Origin of the sequence: Paenibacillus sp. Soil724D2 (assembly GCF_001427935.1) — a bacterium.
Taxonomy (GTDB): Bacteria; Bacillota; Bacilli; order Paenibacillales; family NBRC-103111; genus Paenibacillus_E.
Genome location: NZ_LMRY01000006.1, coordinates 426,673 through 441,127, shown reverse-complemented (window position 1 = coordinate 441,127; position 14,455 = coordinate 426,673). Strand labels below are relative to the sequence as shown.

Below are 14,455 nucleotides of genomic sequence, written 5' to 3'. Positions count from 1 at the left end.
CGTTTTTCTCTCGTTTCTCCCATGCCACACCTCGACCTTATTTATATTTTTAGTATACAGGTCTTCCATTACAGTGTGTCTACTAATTAGTTTAATTCCAAATAGCTCAGAAGAGCTGATTTTTAGAGCATTCTGTTGGATTGACTCCTATGAAATCGGGCAAATAAGGTGAATGAGCTCGATTTGATTGTATTTTATCCAATGGAGTAAATGAAGGGGGATTGTTGGTTATGCATATACAGGTATTAACTGTAAGGAAATTGAAGGAGCGCTATCTGGTGGACGGGAACGCGGAGTAAGTGAAGCGCCTTGGGCCATATGCTAAGGTGCAAATGATAGAGGTTCCAGACGATAAGGCATCTCAGAGCATGAGCCGTGCTGAGGTGCGTGTGAAGTAGGGCTAGCAGCTGGCCTTCGTGATCGGCGGCTCGCTAGTTATTGAGCGAGCTGCTGAGCCATGTGCGGATACTGCCGCACCAACTGATGCGATTGGTGCTGGTGGGGCAGGCTTATCGAGTGATGCGGATAATAGCGATGGACCTTACAATAAGCAAGGCAATTTGTTTGGATAAAATTGTATCGAAACAAGGGTATGAATACAAAATTGCAAACGCGCGTTAAACTAAAAATGACCGTCAGGATGATCTTTTCTGACAGTCATTTTTTATTTTATTCCAAAGACCCGGAAGGACGGCTGCTTCCCGTGATGATAGGCCTGTTTGACGCCGATAACATGCGTTCCGAACGCTTCCGAATCAAATGATACACAATGCCCGCGAGGAGCCATACGCCTCCCATCCATAGGGCATCTTTGTCGAGCAGAGACAGTAGATAGCCAATGAAACCGGCTCCAATCAACGGCATAATGAGAAAAAAGAAGGTTTGCTTTGGTGAGCGCTGCTTGTCTTTGATGTATTTTTGAGCAATAACGGAGATGTTTACAAAGAAGAAGGCCGTCAATGCCCCGAAATTCACAAATTTCACAGCATTGTCTAGCGATATAACAAGAGCGAGCAGAGAGACGACGCTGACGATCACGATGTTGGTAACAGGTGTGTTGAACTTAGGATGAAGGGAACCGAACACCCGTTTAGGGAGAATGGAATCGCGTCCCATCACAAAGAGAAGACGAGAAACGCTAGTTACCGATGATAAGCCTTGGGTGAAAATAGCGAGTATAAGCACGGTGATGAACACAGAGCTAAGCGCGGCTCCGCCGACGAGCTTCACGATCTCGAAACCAGCCGAATCGATGTCGACGAAGGTTAAATGTGGATAAACCAGCTGTGTCAGGAAAGACGGCACCAAGTATAGAATACTGGCTGCAATGATGATGATCATAATGGCCCGAGGGATCGTTTTCTCGGAGTTTTTGGTTTCTTCCGACATGGTCGTGACCGTGTCAAAGCCCAGAAATGAGAAGCAGATCATCGAAGCTCCGGCAAGAATGGTGGAGAAGGGGACTTCCGTCTGCAGGAATGGCTGCAGCGGGTGGACATCTCCGGTGATATTTCGGAAAAGGAAAAAACAGAAAACCGCGATAAAAAGGATCTGAATCCAGACGAACAGCTTGCTGATATTTGCAGAAAACTTAATGCCAATAATATTTACGACGCCGAGGACGATATTGAGCCCAATGATCCAGACATACGCCGGAATGGACGGGAATTGTGCGTGAAGATAGATGCCGAAGGTAAGGCAGGCAATGATGGGGGAGAAGAAGTAGTCAAGAAGAAGTGCCCAGCCGACTAGGAAACCTAAGTAGGGATGGATGCTTTTCTTCGTATAGGTGTAAGCGGAGCCTGATGTGGGAAAAGACTTGGACATGACACCATAGCTATACGCGGTGAAGAAGATGGCAATGAAAGCAAGCAGGTAAGCTTGCGTCAGCATGCCGTGTGCATTCTCATAAGCAATGCCATAGATAGAGAAATAAATCATAGGCGTCATCCATGCCAGCCCCATGTAAACGACTTGAGACAGGTTTAAAGATTTGCGCAGTGTGACTTCTGATTTAATGATGTTGACACTCCCTTATCCTTGTTTTCTGGTGATCGTCCCGGGCGGGGCGTATATGCAAAAAAGCCAAGGAGATATCTATGAAACAGATATCCTCCCGGGCTTTTATCCCTCCGTGAACACAGGGTTAGCTGTGCGTTTTCTCTTGGTCCAGACCGAGCTGCTTGCGCTCGCGGAACCCTAGAAAACCATGTATGTGATAAATCATTACTTACCTATTAGTGAAATTGGCGTTTTACTTGATCGTGTTAGATATTAGCCTTGTGTGTAAGTTAATATAACACATAGTTAATCTCGTGAGAAGTATTTTTGATAAAACAACGAATTAATCTAGAAGTTATTGACACATATCATCAACGATGTTATGTTTAGTAACACAAACGAATACGATTGTTTACTAGGGTTCCGCCGGTTATAACCGGGCTGGTCCGAGAGTAAACCGCTCTTGTATAAGGGCGCCACGGAAGGATAAAAACCTGGGAGATATCACCAAGACATTTGAGTCTTGTGATGTCTCCCTTTTTGTTTAACGACATGGCAAAGGAGATGGGTAGCATGGACAACATTTGGAGTAAGACAATAGGGCCGGGCGGCAAGTGGTCAGGAGCGATTGGTAGAGGGAAGTTGATTCGGTTTACGGCGCTGGAGGCGGGCGCGAATGTGTCTATACAAGTGTTCCACGCGAAGGATCTTACGGAGCGCTACAATATGCCAGATACGCTGAAAGCCCAGCATACAGCCCATTTGACGCGTGGAAACGTGCTGATGAGTGACAATGGCCGAGCGTTAGTGAGCATCGTAGAGGACAGTATCGGTTGGCATGATCCGCTAACTGGATACACAAGCCGTGCAGCTACGGATGCCAAATACGGAACGACGAATTTCCAAGAACAGCGGAATGAGTGGCTGCGCAGCGGGCAAGAGAACTTCGCGGTAGAGCTGGTACGTAATGGCCTTAGCATGCGCGATATGATGCCGGTTGTGAATTTATTTTCCAAAGTGTTTTGTGATGACAATGGGGATATGCATTTTAGTGCTGCTCATTGCCCTGCAGGAGCGACGGTTACGCTGCGTACAGAATTAGATTCCTTGCTTGTTTTATCGAACACGCCTAACCCGCTTGATCCAAGAACAACTTATCCATCTGTACCTGTCAAAATGGAGGTACTTTCCGCATCGCCTGTGGGTGAAGATGATTATTGCTTGAATTATCGCCCGGAAAATCGCCGAGCTTTTGAAAATACATGGGAATATCACACGCTGTTAGGAGGAATTTAAATGGCTGTTTTTAATCGAGTGGAAAGCCCTCGCCTCGCCGAGGATGCCATCTATAGCGAAATTATTCAAGCGGGAGACGGCTGGATGCGTGTTTTGAAGCCTGGGCAAGTGCTGCGCATTGTCGATCTGGAAGGGAATCAGGCGGCAGACACGCTGTTTTATGATGCGGGGAATCCGGAAGATCATTATAGTGCGGTCGCGACGATTGCAGGTCAAAGCAATATTTATCTCAGCACAGGCTCTGTCCTCCGAGCAGAATCCGGTAAGGCATTGCTCAAAATCGTAGCCGACACCTGCGGGCGTCATGATACGGTCGGGGGTTCGTGCTCGGCTCAAAGCAACACGGTGCGCTACTCGCACGACAAGCTTTCGATGCATAATTGTCGGGATACGTTTATGCTTCAGCTTGCTCAGCATGAAAGTGGAGCGTATACGAAGCGGGATTTGGCGCCCAATATTAACTTCTTTATGAATGTACCCGTCACGCCGGATGGTGGATTGAAGTTCGATGATGGTGTTTCCGCTCCGGGCTGCTATGTAGAGGTCCAGTCGCTAGGCAGCTCTATGGTGCTTATCAGCAATTGTCCGCAGCTTAATAATCCTTGTAACGCCTATAATCCGACACCGATTCAGGTTCTTATTTGGGAGAAGTAAGTTCCTTTGCTTAAGAGGAGATAGATGGTCTACGAAATTCGAAGGGTGTGGATACGATGTTTACTAAAGTGCTGATTGCTAATCGTGGCGCTATCGCTGTGCGCATTGAGCGTACTTTACGCAAGCTCGGGGTTGCATCCGTTGCTGTATATACGGGGGCAGATCAAGATAGTTTACATGTGGATGGTGCGGATGAAGCTGTTCTAATCGGTGAAGGACCGGCGAAGGAAAGCTATTTGAATACAGAGTTGATCTTGAAAACAGCGCTGGAAACCGGTGCGCAAGCGATTCATCCCGGTTACGGCTTTCTGAGTGAAAATGCCGACTTCGCTCGTGCTTGCCGAGAGAATGGCATTGTGTTTATCGGCCCTACGCCTGAGCAAATGGAAATGTTCGGACTCAAGCATTCTGCGCGGGAAATCGCTGAAAGAGCCGGCGTACCGATGCTGCCCGGAACACCGTTGATTACAGAGCTGGATGAGGCATTAGTTGAAGCTGCGCGTATTGGTTACCCTGTTATTCTCAAAAGCACAGCAGGTGGCGGCGGCATTGGGATGCGTGTCTGCGCAGATGAGGCTACTTTAAGAGCCGCTTATGATGGCGTCCGCCATTTGGCAGAGACGAATTTCAAAAACGGCGGCATGTTTCTTGAAAAATATATCGCAAGAGCACGTCACGTTGAGGTGCAAATTTTCGGAAATGACTTCGGTGAAGTCGTTACGCTCGGTGAGCGGGATTGTTCCATTCAGCGTCGTAACCAGAAGGTTATTGAAGAAAGCCCGGCTCCGAATCTGTCGGATGAAGTTCGCGAGGCGATGTTCGCCTCGGCGAAGCGTCTTGCTGCTGAAGTAGGCTATCGAAGTGCGGGTACCGTGGAATATCTTTATGATCCGGAGACGTGTGAGTTTTACTTCCTTGAGGTCAACACCAGATTACAGGTTGAGCACGGTGTGACGGAAGAAGTGCTGGGTATTGATCTTGTCGAGTGGATGGTGCTTGAAGCAGCGAATGAGCTGAAGGATATTCAATCGCTTATCCGTAAGCCGGTAGGACACAGCATTCAAGCGCGGATTTACGCGGAGGACTGCCTCCAGCAGTTTCGTCCGAGTGCAGGGCAGTTGGATCGGGCTGTATTCTCTGATAAAGCAAGGAATGAGACATGGGTTCGGGACGGGTTGACAGTAACGACGCTATACGATCCGATGCTGGCTAAAATTATTGTCCACGGTGTAGACCGTTTGGACGCCATTCGTAAATTGATCGAAGCGCTGGCGGGAACTCGCATGTATGGAATTACAACGAATCTGCAGTATTTGCAGGCTCTTCTTCAAGAGAAAGATTGCATAGACGGGAACGTCTTCACGCAATTGTTGAATACGTTCGAGCCCGTGGAACGGGCTCTGGAAGTTGTAGACGGCGGGATCCAAACGACCGTTCAGGACTTCCCGGGCCGCATCCGCCACTGGGACGTGGGTGTACCCCCTTGCGGACCGATGGATCCGCTATCGTTCCGTATTGGTAATAAGCTGCTTGGCAACGTTGATGATGCCTGCGGATTGGAAATGACGCTGCGCGGAGGTTCTTATAAGTTCCGCAGCGACATGTGGTTCTGCGTTACTGGCGCAGATATGCAAGCGGAGCTGGATGGAACGGCTATTGTAACGTATAAGCCGGTGTTTGCGGCTCGCGGTCAAGTGCTGAGCTTTGGCGAGGCGAAAGAAGGTATGCGTACTTATCTTCTTATCGGCGGCGGCTTGGATATGCCGAAAATTCTCGGCAGCTCCTCCACGTTTACATTGGGCGGCTTCGGTGGTCATGGCGGTCGAGCGCTGCGTACGGGAGATGTGCTGGGTGTGAATGAAGGCGGAAGTCCAGTTCAAGAGGCGGCAGAGCTTGCTCCGGAGCATCGTCCTGTGATGACGCGAGAGTGGATGATCGGTGTGATCCCTGGACCTCATTGTACAGGTGAGTTTTTACATGCGGAGTACTTGGATCAATTGACGGAAACGAGCTGGGAAGTTCATTTTAACTCCTCAAGGACAGGGGTTCGTTTGAAAGGGCCTGCTCCGCTGTGGACGCGTGAAGATGGCGGGGAAGCGGGGCTTCATCCATCCAATATTCACGATAATGCGTATGCTGTCGGTACTCTGGATTTGACTGGGGATATGCCTATTCTTCTTGGACCTGATGGCCCTAGTCTTGGCGGTTTTGTGTGTCCGGTGACGACGGCTTCGGCTGAATTTTGGAAGCTGGGCCAGCTTCATCCGGGTGATACAATTCGATTCCACTTGCTGACACTTCCAGAAGCAGAAGCCTTGCGCGATCTGCAGGAAAGCAATTTGCGTGCGATTGGTGAGGGAGATTTCGGGCGGCTGGTATTTGTACAGCTTCCTGGTACTAATGAAGAGATTACGCCGGAATATCCGCGTCTTTTCCATGAAGCAGCAAATCGCAGATTTCCAATTACGATCCGCTGCTGCGGCGATCAGAATTTACTCGTTGAGTATGGCGAGCTTGAGCTGGATTTGTTGCTGCGTTTCCAAGTACAGGCTTTGATGCAAGCGATTGTGGAGAGCGGTTCGATTCCGGTGCTTGATTTAACGCCAGGGATTCGTTCCTTGCAAATTCACATCGACCCTTCACAAATAACGGTAAGTGAAGCGTGTAAGAAAGTTGTTGAGATTGACGCAGCATTGCCTCCATTGGAAGAGTTCCGTGTACCATCACGTATTGTTCGTTTACCCCTTTCATGGGATGACCCGGCGACACAGCTGGCGATTCAGCGTTATCAACAAGGGGTGCGTCCAGATGCGCCTTGGTGTCCGAGCAATCTGGAATTCATTCAGCGCATTAATGGATTAGATACAATTGATGAGGTTAAAAAGATTGTTTATGACGCTAATTATTTGGTGCTTGGATTAGGTGACGTGTATTTGGGGGCTCCTGTAGCTACGCCTGTCGACCCTCGTCATCGCCTAGTCACAACGAAATATAACCCGGCACGAACATGGACACCGGAAAATGCCGTTGGTATCGGCGGTGCTTACATGTGTGTGTATGGGATGGAAGGTCCAGGCGGCTATCAGTTCGTAGGACGTACCATTCAAATGTGGAATCGTCTGCGATCAACGGAGAGCTTTCAGGCGGGTAAGCCTTGGTTGCTGAGATTCTTTGATCAAATTCAATTCTACGAGGTCAGCGCAGAGGAGTTGCTGCAATTACGTGAAGACTTCCCTCGGGGCCGATATGAAGCGGATATTCAGGAAACGACATTTGACTTAGGTGAATATTTGCAATTCCTGCGCTCCATCGAAGAGAGTACGGAAACGTTCCGTGAGCAGCAACAAATTGCTTTTAAAGAAGAGCGGGAGAGTTGGAGGACGAAGGGATTGGCTGAGTACGTATCCGAACAGGAGACTGTCAATGAAGGACCAGAGGATGAGCTGCCGGCAGGGACTGTCGCTGTACGCGGCATTATGCCGGGAAGCGTGTGGAAACTTCTTGTATCTCAGGGTGAACAAGTGAAGAAGGGCGATCAACTGGCAATTCTGGAAAGTATGAAAATGGAGTTCCCGCAGCATGCGCCTTGTGATGGATTTGTTTCTATGATTCAAGTGAAGCCTGGAGATCAAGTTCATGCAGGACAGTTGATTCTCGGTATTGCACAATCTGCTTAAGGAGAGAGGTGTCTGTAGATGGCTGAGACGAACAAGGTGGAAAAGATCGATCTGAATGAGATGAACGGAAAGAATGGAAATAATGGGAAGAATGGAAAGAATGGAAAGAATGAAAAGAATGAGAAGAATGAAAAGAACGAGATGAATGAAAAGAATGGAAAAAACAGAAAGAATGAGAGTAATGGAAAGATAAAGATGGTTGAAGTGCCAGAGGGGTTAAGTATCTCTTGGCTTCGAGAAAAGTATGAGAATCAAGAATTGACTCCGCAAGAAGTGATAGCGGCCATAGTGCAGCGCTCTTCGGATGATGCGGGTATGAATATCTGGATTACACCGCCGACGATGGATGTCATTCAGCCTTATTTGGAAAGATTAAAATCGGTTTCTATGGCTGATGCGCCGCTGTGGGGAATTCCTTTTGCGATCAAGGATAACATTGATCTGGCTGGGGTGCCGACGACAGCTGGCTGCGCGGAGTATGCATATACGCCGGCGGAGCACTCGGGCGTCGTGGAAAGATTGATTGCCGCAGGAGCGATCCCGGTCGGCAAGACGAACTTGGACCAATTCGCGACGGGGCTTGTCGGCGCGAGAAGTCCTTACGGTGACGCGCATAACGCGCTTCGCCCGGAACTGATCAGCGGCGGCTCGAGCTCCGGCTCAGCCGTCTCGGTCGCTCGCGGCCAAGCCGCGTTCTCGCTTGGCACAGACACGGCAGGCTCGGGACGCGTGCCTGCTGCTCTCAATCGATTGGTTGGCTATAAGCCGAGTCTCGGCGCTTGGCCAACCAAAGGGGTAGTGCCTGCCTGTGCGAGTTTAGATTGTGTAACCGTCTTCGCGCACAGCTTGGATGACGCGCTCGCCGTAGACGGCGTAGTGCGCGGGCTTCACGCGGATGACCCTTGGTCACGCAGTGTAACAAGGGAAGGGGCTAAGCTTCCGGCCAAAGTATTTCTTCCGGAAGGAGAGTTAGGCTTTTATGGTCCGTATGCTTCGGAATACCGAGATGCATGGGATGCTGCTGTTGAAAAATTAAAGGGATTAAGTGTCGAATTGAACATCCCGGTTGAATATATTGATGTTACGTTGTTCGCCGAAGCGGCGGCAATTCTGTATGAAGGCCCATGGGTGGCCGAGCGATGGGCGGCCTTGGGCAGCTTCATCGAAGCGAATCCGGGCATCGCGTACCCCGTCACGGAAAAGATCCTCCGCTCGGGCTCCGCTGCCGAGTACGATGCTGCATCTGTGTTCCATGCGATGCATAAGCTGCAGCAGTTCAAGCTGGAAGCTCGCAAACTGCTGAAGGATACCGTGCTTGTCATGCCTACCTGCGGGGGGACATGGACGCGCGAGCAAGTGCTAGCTGACCCGATTAGCACGAATCGGGATATGGGACGCTACACAAATCATTGCAATCTGCTTGATTTGTGCGGGGTTGCTGTGCCGGCGGGTGATGCGGCACTGCAGACGCCTTTTGGCATCACGTTCTTCGCGCTTGCCGAAGAAGAGAGCTTGATCTGCGGCGCAGCCGCGCTGTTCGTGGCGGGTGCTGTTGACGCCGAACTGGAATCGGCTGCTGAAGCGAGTACGCAGCGTGTTGCGGGCTCGGCGGCGGAAGAGGTTGACGTGGCAGCGGCGCCGACGACGCTGGTCGCGGTCTGTGGCTTACACATGCGCGGCTATCCGCTGGAGAAGCAAATGCTAGGCTGTGGAGCGCGGTTCATCCGTGAGGATGAGACCGCAGCGAAGTATAGCCTGGTAAAGCTGCCAACCACGCCGGCGAAGCCGGGGCTGGTGAAACAGCAGCAGGGCGGCGCAGCCATCCTGCTGGAGGTTTGGGAGATGCCGCTGGAGGCATTCGGCGGCTTTGCGGCTGCGATCCCAGCTCCGCTGGGGATCGGGAAGGTTGAGCTCCGGGACGGCACGGAAGTCCCGGGCTTCGTTTGCGAAGCTTACGCGGCCGAAGGCGCGGAAGATGTAACGGCTTTGCGCACATGGCGCAAAGTGGTGCCTTTGTAACAGGCGGGTTGCGCCTGCCTGCTGCTGAGTTTTGGCACGACTCTGAAGTGAATGCCAACACGTATCCATGAGGACTTCCCCATTAGGGGAGGTCCTTTAGGGGCAGAGTTGTTCTTAACGGAACGACAATCCGTTAAAGTGGATGAAATGAGCTAAAAATTGAATTAGCGGAACGTGGGGGCGTTATTCGATGGAATTTGAGCTATTTGAAGCTAAAAACAACGGAATAGCGTCACTACGTTCCTCATGTGCTTGAATTAGAACATAATTCAGGTAAATAGCGTCTCTACGTTCCTCATGTGCTTGAATTAGAGCATAATTCAGGTAAATAGCGTCTCTACGTTCCTCATGTGCTTGAATTAGAGCATAATTCAGGTAAATAGCGTCACTACGTTCCTCGTGTACTTGAATTAGAACATAATTCAGGTAAATAGCGTCTCTACGTTCCTCATGTGCTTGAATTAGAACATAATTCAGGTAAATAGCGTCTCTACGTTCCTCATGTGCTTGAATTAGAACATAATTCGAGTAAATAACGTCTCTACGTTCCTCATGTGATTGAATTAGAGCATAATTCAGGTAAATAGCGTCACTACGTTCCTCATGTGCTTGAATTAGAACATAATTCAGGTAAATAGCGTCACTACGTTCCTCATGTGCTTGAATTAGAACATAATTCAGGTAAATAGCGTCTCTACGTTCCTTGTGTGCTTGAATTGGAACATATCGCATGTTGTATAAACCGCGTTCATAAAATAGAAAGGATGTTATGAGTTCGAAGGGGGATGCAATGATAAAAAACGTATTGTTTTTCTCCGATATGGGGGTCGATGACGCTGTCGCTCTTATGTATGCTAGCTTTACGAAAACAATAAACATTGTCGGAATTGTTTGCAGCTACGGGAATGTTCCAGTCGAGGATGCCGTCCAGAATGCACATTTTCTTCTCCATTTATTGGGACTGAATGATGTGCCGGTTATCAAAGGGGCGGAACGGCCAATGACAGGTGAATCTCCGACTTATATTACCAAAGTTCACGGGACGCATGGGCTCGGTTCGATAGTTCCTCCATTTGCATCGGAGGGGCAAAATTTTGGAATCTTGAAATCCATCCTCGAACGATATGGTGGCGAGCTCATCATTGTCGATACCGGGCGACTGACTTCTCTTGCAATGGCAATTATGCTGTATGGGGACTTGATGAAGAAAGTGAAAGGATATTATATCATGGGTGGTGCCTTTCTTGTTCCGGGCAACGTTACGCCAGTGGCTGAAGCAAATTTTGCCGGGGACCCAGTCGCAGCTGATCTTGTCATGAGGCGCGGCGGACCTATTGCCTTGTTTCCGTTAAATGTGACACATAAGGCTATTGTGACGCAAAATATGAGTGATTCAATCAACAGGGTAGGAAAAGTGCCCCTCTTCAAACCAATTTTTGATGTTTATTACGATTTTTATAAGACATCTATGCCTCAACTTCAAGGTGCCCCGACGCATGACTTACTTCCCATGATGGCTCTTGTTAATCGACTTATATTCCAGTGGACGAGTCGACCGGTTCATGTTGTTACCCAAGAAGGGATCACGAGGGGGCAAAGCGTTGCCGATTTTCGACCCAATGCCACCGCCCAGCCGAATACAATTACGATAGCGCTAGATTTGGACTATAGACAGTTTTATTGGGATTTTATGACTAACATGACAGAGGAAAAAGGATAATCAATAGCTCCATAAGGGCTTGATTATCCTTTTTCCTTTTCTAAAGCTGCCTTTAGATATTTCTTATGCTCTTTGCAACGGCTCAACTGAAGATTCAGCAGTAGCCTTGCTTCCTACGCTTGATCTTCTAAAAGATAGGATTGTAAGGACCATAGCAATCCCGACACCGATCGCTCCGATCCAAGTGACGGACGCCAAAGATATCTGTCCAACTACGACGCCGCCAACGCCGGCGCCGGCTGCCATGGCAAGCTGCATAACTGAGCTGTTAAGACTGAGCATAATGCCTGAGGATTCAGGGGCTAATGTAACTAAATTATATTGCTGCGTAGGCCCGGACGACCAAGCGGCGAAGGACCACAAGATGAGCAAAGGAAATACGACGCTTGATGAGTGTGCGGCCAAAGTTAACAAAATAAGGGTGATGACATGCAACAGCATACCCGATGTTAATGTTCGCTTAACTCCCCATCGATCCGTGCTGTAGCCCCCGAGCTTGGAGCCGATAAGGCTCGCTATACCGAATGCAAACAAGGCGGTACTTAGCGTTTTCTCACCCATACCGGTAATCGTTAAAAGATAGGGTGAAATGTACGTATAAGCAATTGAATAACCGCCCAGCCAAAAGAAACTAACTGACAAGGCCATAGCTATTTTTGGATTTTTCAACAGAGCCAATTGTTTGCGCAGCGGTATAGCCGCCTCTCCCTGTAAGGAAGGAATAGTTAGGGCGATAACGATTATTGCTACTAGGCCCAGGGCGCCGATTCCGCCAAACACCATTTTCCAATCATATGAAGCGGCAACCATTCTGCCCAGCGGGACCCCGACGATCAAAGAGGCAGTGAAGCCCATAATGACAGTTGCGATCGCACTGGCCTGTCTTCCTTGAGGAGCAATCATGGCCGCGATACTCAATGAGGTAACAACGACGACCCCGGCTCCAAGAGCCATCAAGACTCGAGCACTGACGAACAGTCCGAATCCCGGCATGACAAAGGCTAATCCATTAGCAATGACGAACAAACCAAGCGCATAGAGGAGCAGCTTACGCCGGTCCCAGCCTGAGGTTAAGGCCATGATGATCGGAGTGCCGACCGCATAAACGAGTGAGAAAACGGTAATCAGTTGACCTGCAGCCACTAATGAAATATCCATCGAGCTCGATATTTTATCCAGAATTCCCGCTATAATGAACTCTGATGTTCCGACTAAAAAACTAAGGAGTGCTAAGATGTAAATTTTCCATGTTTTTGACATTTTGAAACCTCTTTCGTTTATATTTTTATATTTCTAGATTCATTGAAATATGAATCAAAAAAATATATTTGCAGCAGTTGTGAGTAGATATTTTTATATTTCTAAATATGTAGAAATATAAAGCGAAAAAATTAATCAAGCAAATAAGGTACGAATTTTTTAGCGTTTTCCCAATTCACGGTGAAGTATACGAAAGTTCCTTTTTTTTGGGAGTCAAGCAGCCCGCAGTCTGTTAATTGCTTCAAATGATGAGACAGTGTGGATAAGGCCACTGATTCCAAGCGGTTTTCAAGTTCTGCGGGGCATAAATTACTTTCTTTGATCAGGATCTCGAAAATTTTGTAGCGAGTAGGTTCGCCTAACGCTTTATGAACTTTCACCGCTTGCTTGGCTTCCAAACTGACATCAACCATCGTAGATTGCTCCTTTCTGTTGTTTCTATATTTATCGAAATAAGAATATCATGCCTCTCTGTAAAAGTAAATACCTGCGCGTTTTGCCTTGCGACCAGCGCGTGGGCTTGTGCCGTTATGCACTGCGACGAGAAAAATAGGCTGAGAAACAGCTTATGCGTGAAAGTGCTTGAAGCCGAGCTTTCAATTTGTGTGAACAGAAATAGGCTCGGAAACCGAGCCTAAAGTAATGGAACGGGCCTGCACGCGGGAAAGGTAGGCTGAGAAGCCATTTTCCAATACTACTTAGCCAACAAAAACTCATTCGTATATAAATCCTTGACCGGGATGTCATCCTTAATCATGCCGGCTTCTTTCATCTGGCTTACGAGTGTTTTCCAACGATCTTCGGACATATAGCCAACGCTGTGAGTTTTGGCATCACCGCCGAAGATAAAATCTTTCGCAACAGCTTGCGCATCTTTCAAGTGTTCCACGTCGTAATCTTTGTTTACTCCGTTGAGTGCATTGTTCACTTCATCAGCATGAATATAATAGTAGTCCCAGCCCTCGGTTGTTGCTTTTAAGTATCTTTTGATCAAATCTGGATTCTTTTTGATGAAGTCATCGGTTGCTATGACGACGTTGCCGTAGGGGTTGTAGCCAAGGTCGGCATTGAGGAACCAAGCGACGTCGACACCTTGCTTTTTCAGGACGTAAGGTTCATTGGTAGCAAAGCCTTGCGTGATGGAGTCTTTATCTGCGCTAAAGCCGGCGAGGGAGCCAGTGTAATTTTGAACTTGGACTTTATCGAGTTTATATTTGTAGCTGATGTATTGCCAGAATGGGAAACCTACAGCTGTGTACACTTTGCGCCCGTTCAAGTCTTCGATTTTCTTAATACCGGAGTCTTTGTGGTAGATGAGGTTCTGTGGATTGGTCTGCAAGTTGGCATAAATCACTTTAACTGGTATGCCTTCTTTGCGTGCCAGTACGACTTCGTCGGCATTAGCCATGGCGAATTGCACCTTACCCGAAGCGACTAGCTGAATGTTTGATACTTGTGGCCCGCCTTGCTGCAGGGTGACATCTAGGCCTGCTTTCTCATAGAAATGTGCGACTTGCGCGGCATAGTGTCCGCCCATTTCTGGCTGTGCGAACCAGCTCATCGCTTGGGTGACTTTATCTGGTTGCTTAGAAGCTGTTGTGGCCTTGGAGCCCTCTGCTGGCACAGTTCCGCCGGTTGATGTTGCTGTAGTTGTGGTCGTTGAACTTGTGCTGGCTGTTGTACTTGTTGTTGCCGTTGAAGTTGAACCAGCTGTTGAAGCTTTATTGCTCGTTCCGCAAGCTGTGAGAAGGATGACCATGGCGATGGCGGCTGTACTAACCTTTGTTGTCCTTAGTAATTTCATTGAAATCTCCCCATTCTCTCTCAT

General features: G+C 48.5%; 11 protein-coding genes and 2 riboswitches. Of the genes, 6 read left to right on the top strand and 5 right to left on the bottom strand.

The window, feature by feature from the left end:
• Nucleotides 1-416: 416 nt before the first annotated feature.
• Complete coding sequence (locus ASG85_RS39050; RefSeq protein WP_235550095.1) at nt 417-572, top strand: hypothetical protein; 156 nt, start codon at nt 417-419, stop codon at nt 570-572.
• A 97-nt stretch (nt 573-669) separates the two neighbouring features.
• On the opposite strand, the gene ASG85_RS09205 is transcribed toward ASG85_RS39050, so the two are convergent.
• Nucleotides 670-2,019 (bottom strand): APC family permease, encoded by a 1,350-nt coding sequence (locus ASG85_RS09205; RefSeq protein WP_414858697.1) that lies wholly within the window; start codon nt 2,017-2,019, stop codon nt 670-672.
• A 92-nt stretch (nt 2,020-2,111) separates the two neighbouring features.
• Nucleotides 2,112-2,214, bottom strand: a riboswitch (guanidine-I (ykkC/yxkD leader).
• 191 nt (nt 2,215-2,405) lie between these two features.
• Nucleotides 2,406-2,504, top strand: a riboswitch (guanidine-I (ykkC/yxkD leader).
• A 70-nt stretch (nt 2,505-2,574) separates the two neighbouring features.
• Between ASG85_RS09205 and ASG85_RS09200 the strand changes: the two genes are divergently transcribed.
• The 4 genes from ASG85_RS09200 (at nt 2,575) to atzF (ending at nt 9,647) form a co-directional block, all read left to right on the top strand.
• Complete coding sequence (locus ASG85_RS09200) at nt 2,575-3,297, top strand: urea amidolyase associated protein UAAP1 (protein WP_060646013.1); 723 nt, start codon at nt 2,575-2,577, stop codon at nt 3,295-3,297.
• A complete protein-coding gene (locus ASG85_RS09195) occupies nt 3,298-3,951 on the top strand; it encodes an urea amidolyase associated protein UAAP2 (RefSeq protein WP_057304024.1) in 654 nt (217 codons plus the stop codon).
• A 56-nt stretch (nt 3,952-4,007) separates the two neighbouring features.
• On the top strand, nt 4,008-7,628 hold the full coding sequence (gene uca, locus ASG85_RS09190) for an urea carboxylase (RefSeq protein ID WP_060646012.1): 3,621 nt from the start codon (nt 4,008-4,010) through the stop codon (nt 7,626-7,628).
• A gap of 195 nt (nt 7,629-7,823) precedes the next feature.
• Nucleotides 7,824-9,647 carry an allophanate hydrolase gene (atzF, locus tag ASG85_RS09185; protein ID WP_060646024.1) on the top strand — a complete coding sequence of 608 codons (1,824 nt, stop codon included), beginning with the start codon at nt 7,824-7,826 and terminating at the stop codon, nt 9,645-9,647.
• Between the two features lie 183 nt (nt 9,648-9,830).
• Here the strand turns inward: atzF and ASG85_RS09180 are convergent, their stop codons facing one another.
• Nucleotides 9,831-10,379: a hypothetical protein gene (locus ASG85_RS09180; protein ID WP_060646011.1), complete on the bottom strand. Its 549-nt coding sequence runs from the start codon at nt 10,377-10,379 to the stop codon at nt 9,831-9,833.
• 58 nt (nt 10,380-10,437) lie between these two features.
• Here ASG85_RS09180 and ASG85_RS09175 point away from each other — a divergent pair, with 58 nt between their 5' ends.
• Entirely contained in the window at nt 10,438-11,367 is a 930-nt protein-coding gene (locus ASG85_RS09175) for a nucleoside hydrolase (protein WP_060646010.1), read from the top strand.
• 63 nt (nt 11,368-11,430) lie between these two features.
• Here ASG85_RS09175 and ASG85_RS09170 read toward each other — a convergent pair whose 3' ends face one another.
• The 3 genes from ASG85_RS09170 to ASG85_RS09160 form a co-directional block, all read right to left on the bottom strand.
• On the bottom strand, nt 11,431-12,627 hold the full coding sequence (locus ASG85_RS09170; protein WP_057304028.1) for an MFS transporter: 1,197 nt from the start codon (nt 12,625-12,627) through the stop codon (nt 11,431-11,433).
• A gap of 131 nt (nt 12,628-12,758) precedes the next feature.
• The gene (locus ASG85_RS09165) at nt 12,759-13,040 is read right to left on the bottom strand and encodes an ArsR/SmtB family transcription factor (protein ID WP_060646009.1); all 282 of its coding nucleotides are present in this window, start codon (nt 13,038-13,040) and stop codon (nt 12,759-12,761) included.
• 281 nt (nt 13,041-13,321) lie between these two features.
• Complete coding sequence (locus ASG85_RS09160) at nt 13,322-14,431, bottom strand: ABC transporter substrate-binding protein (protein WP_060646008.1); 1,110 nt, start codon at nt 14,429-14,431, stop codon at nt 13,322-13,324.
• Between the last annotated feature and the right edge of the window lie 24 nt (nt 14,432-14,455).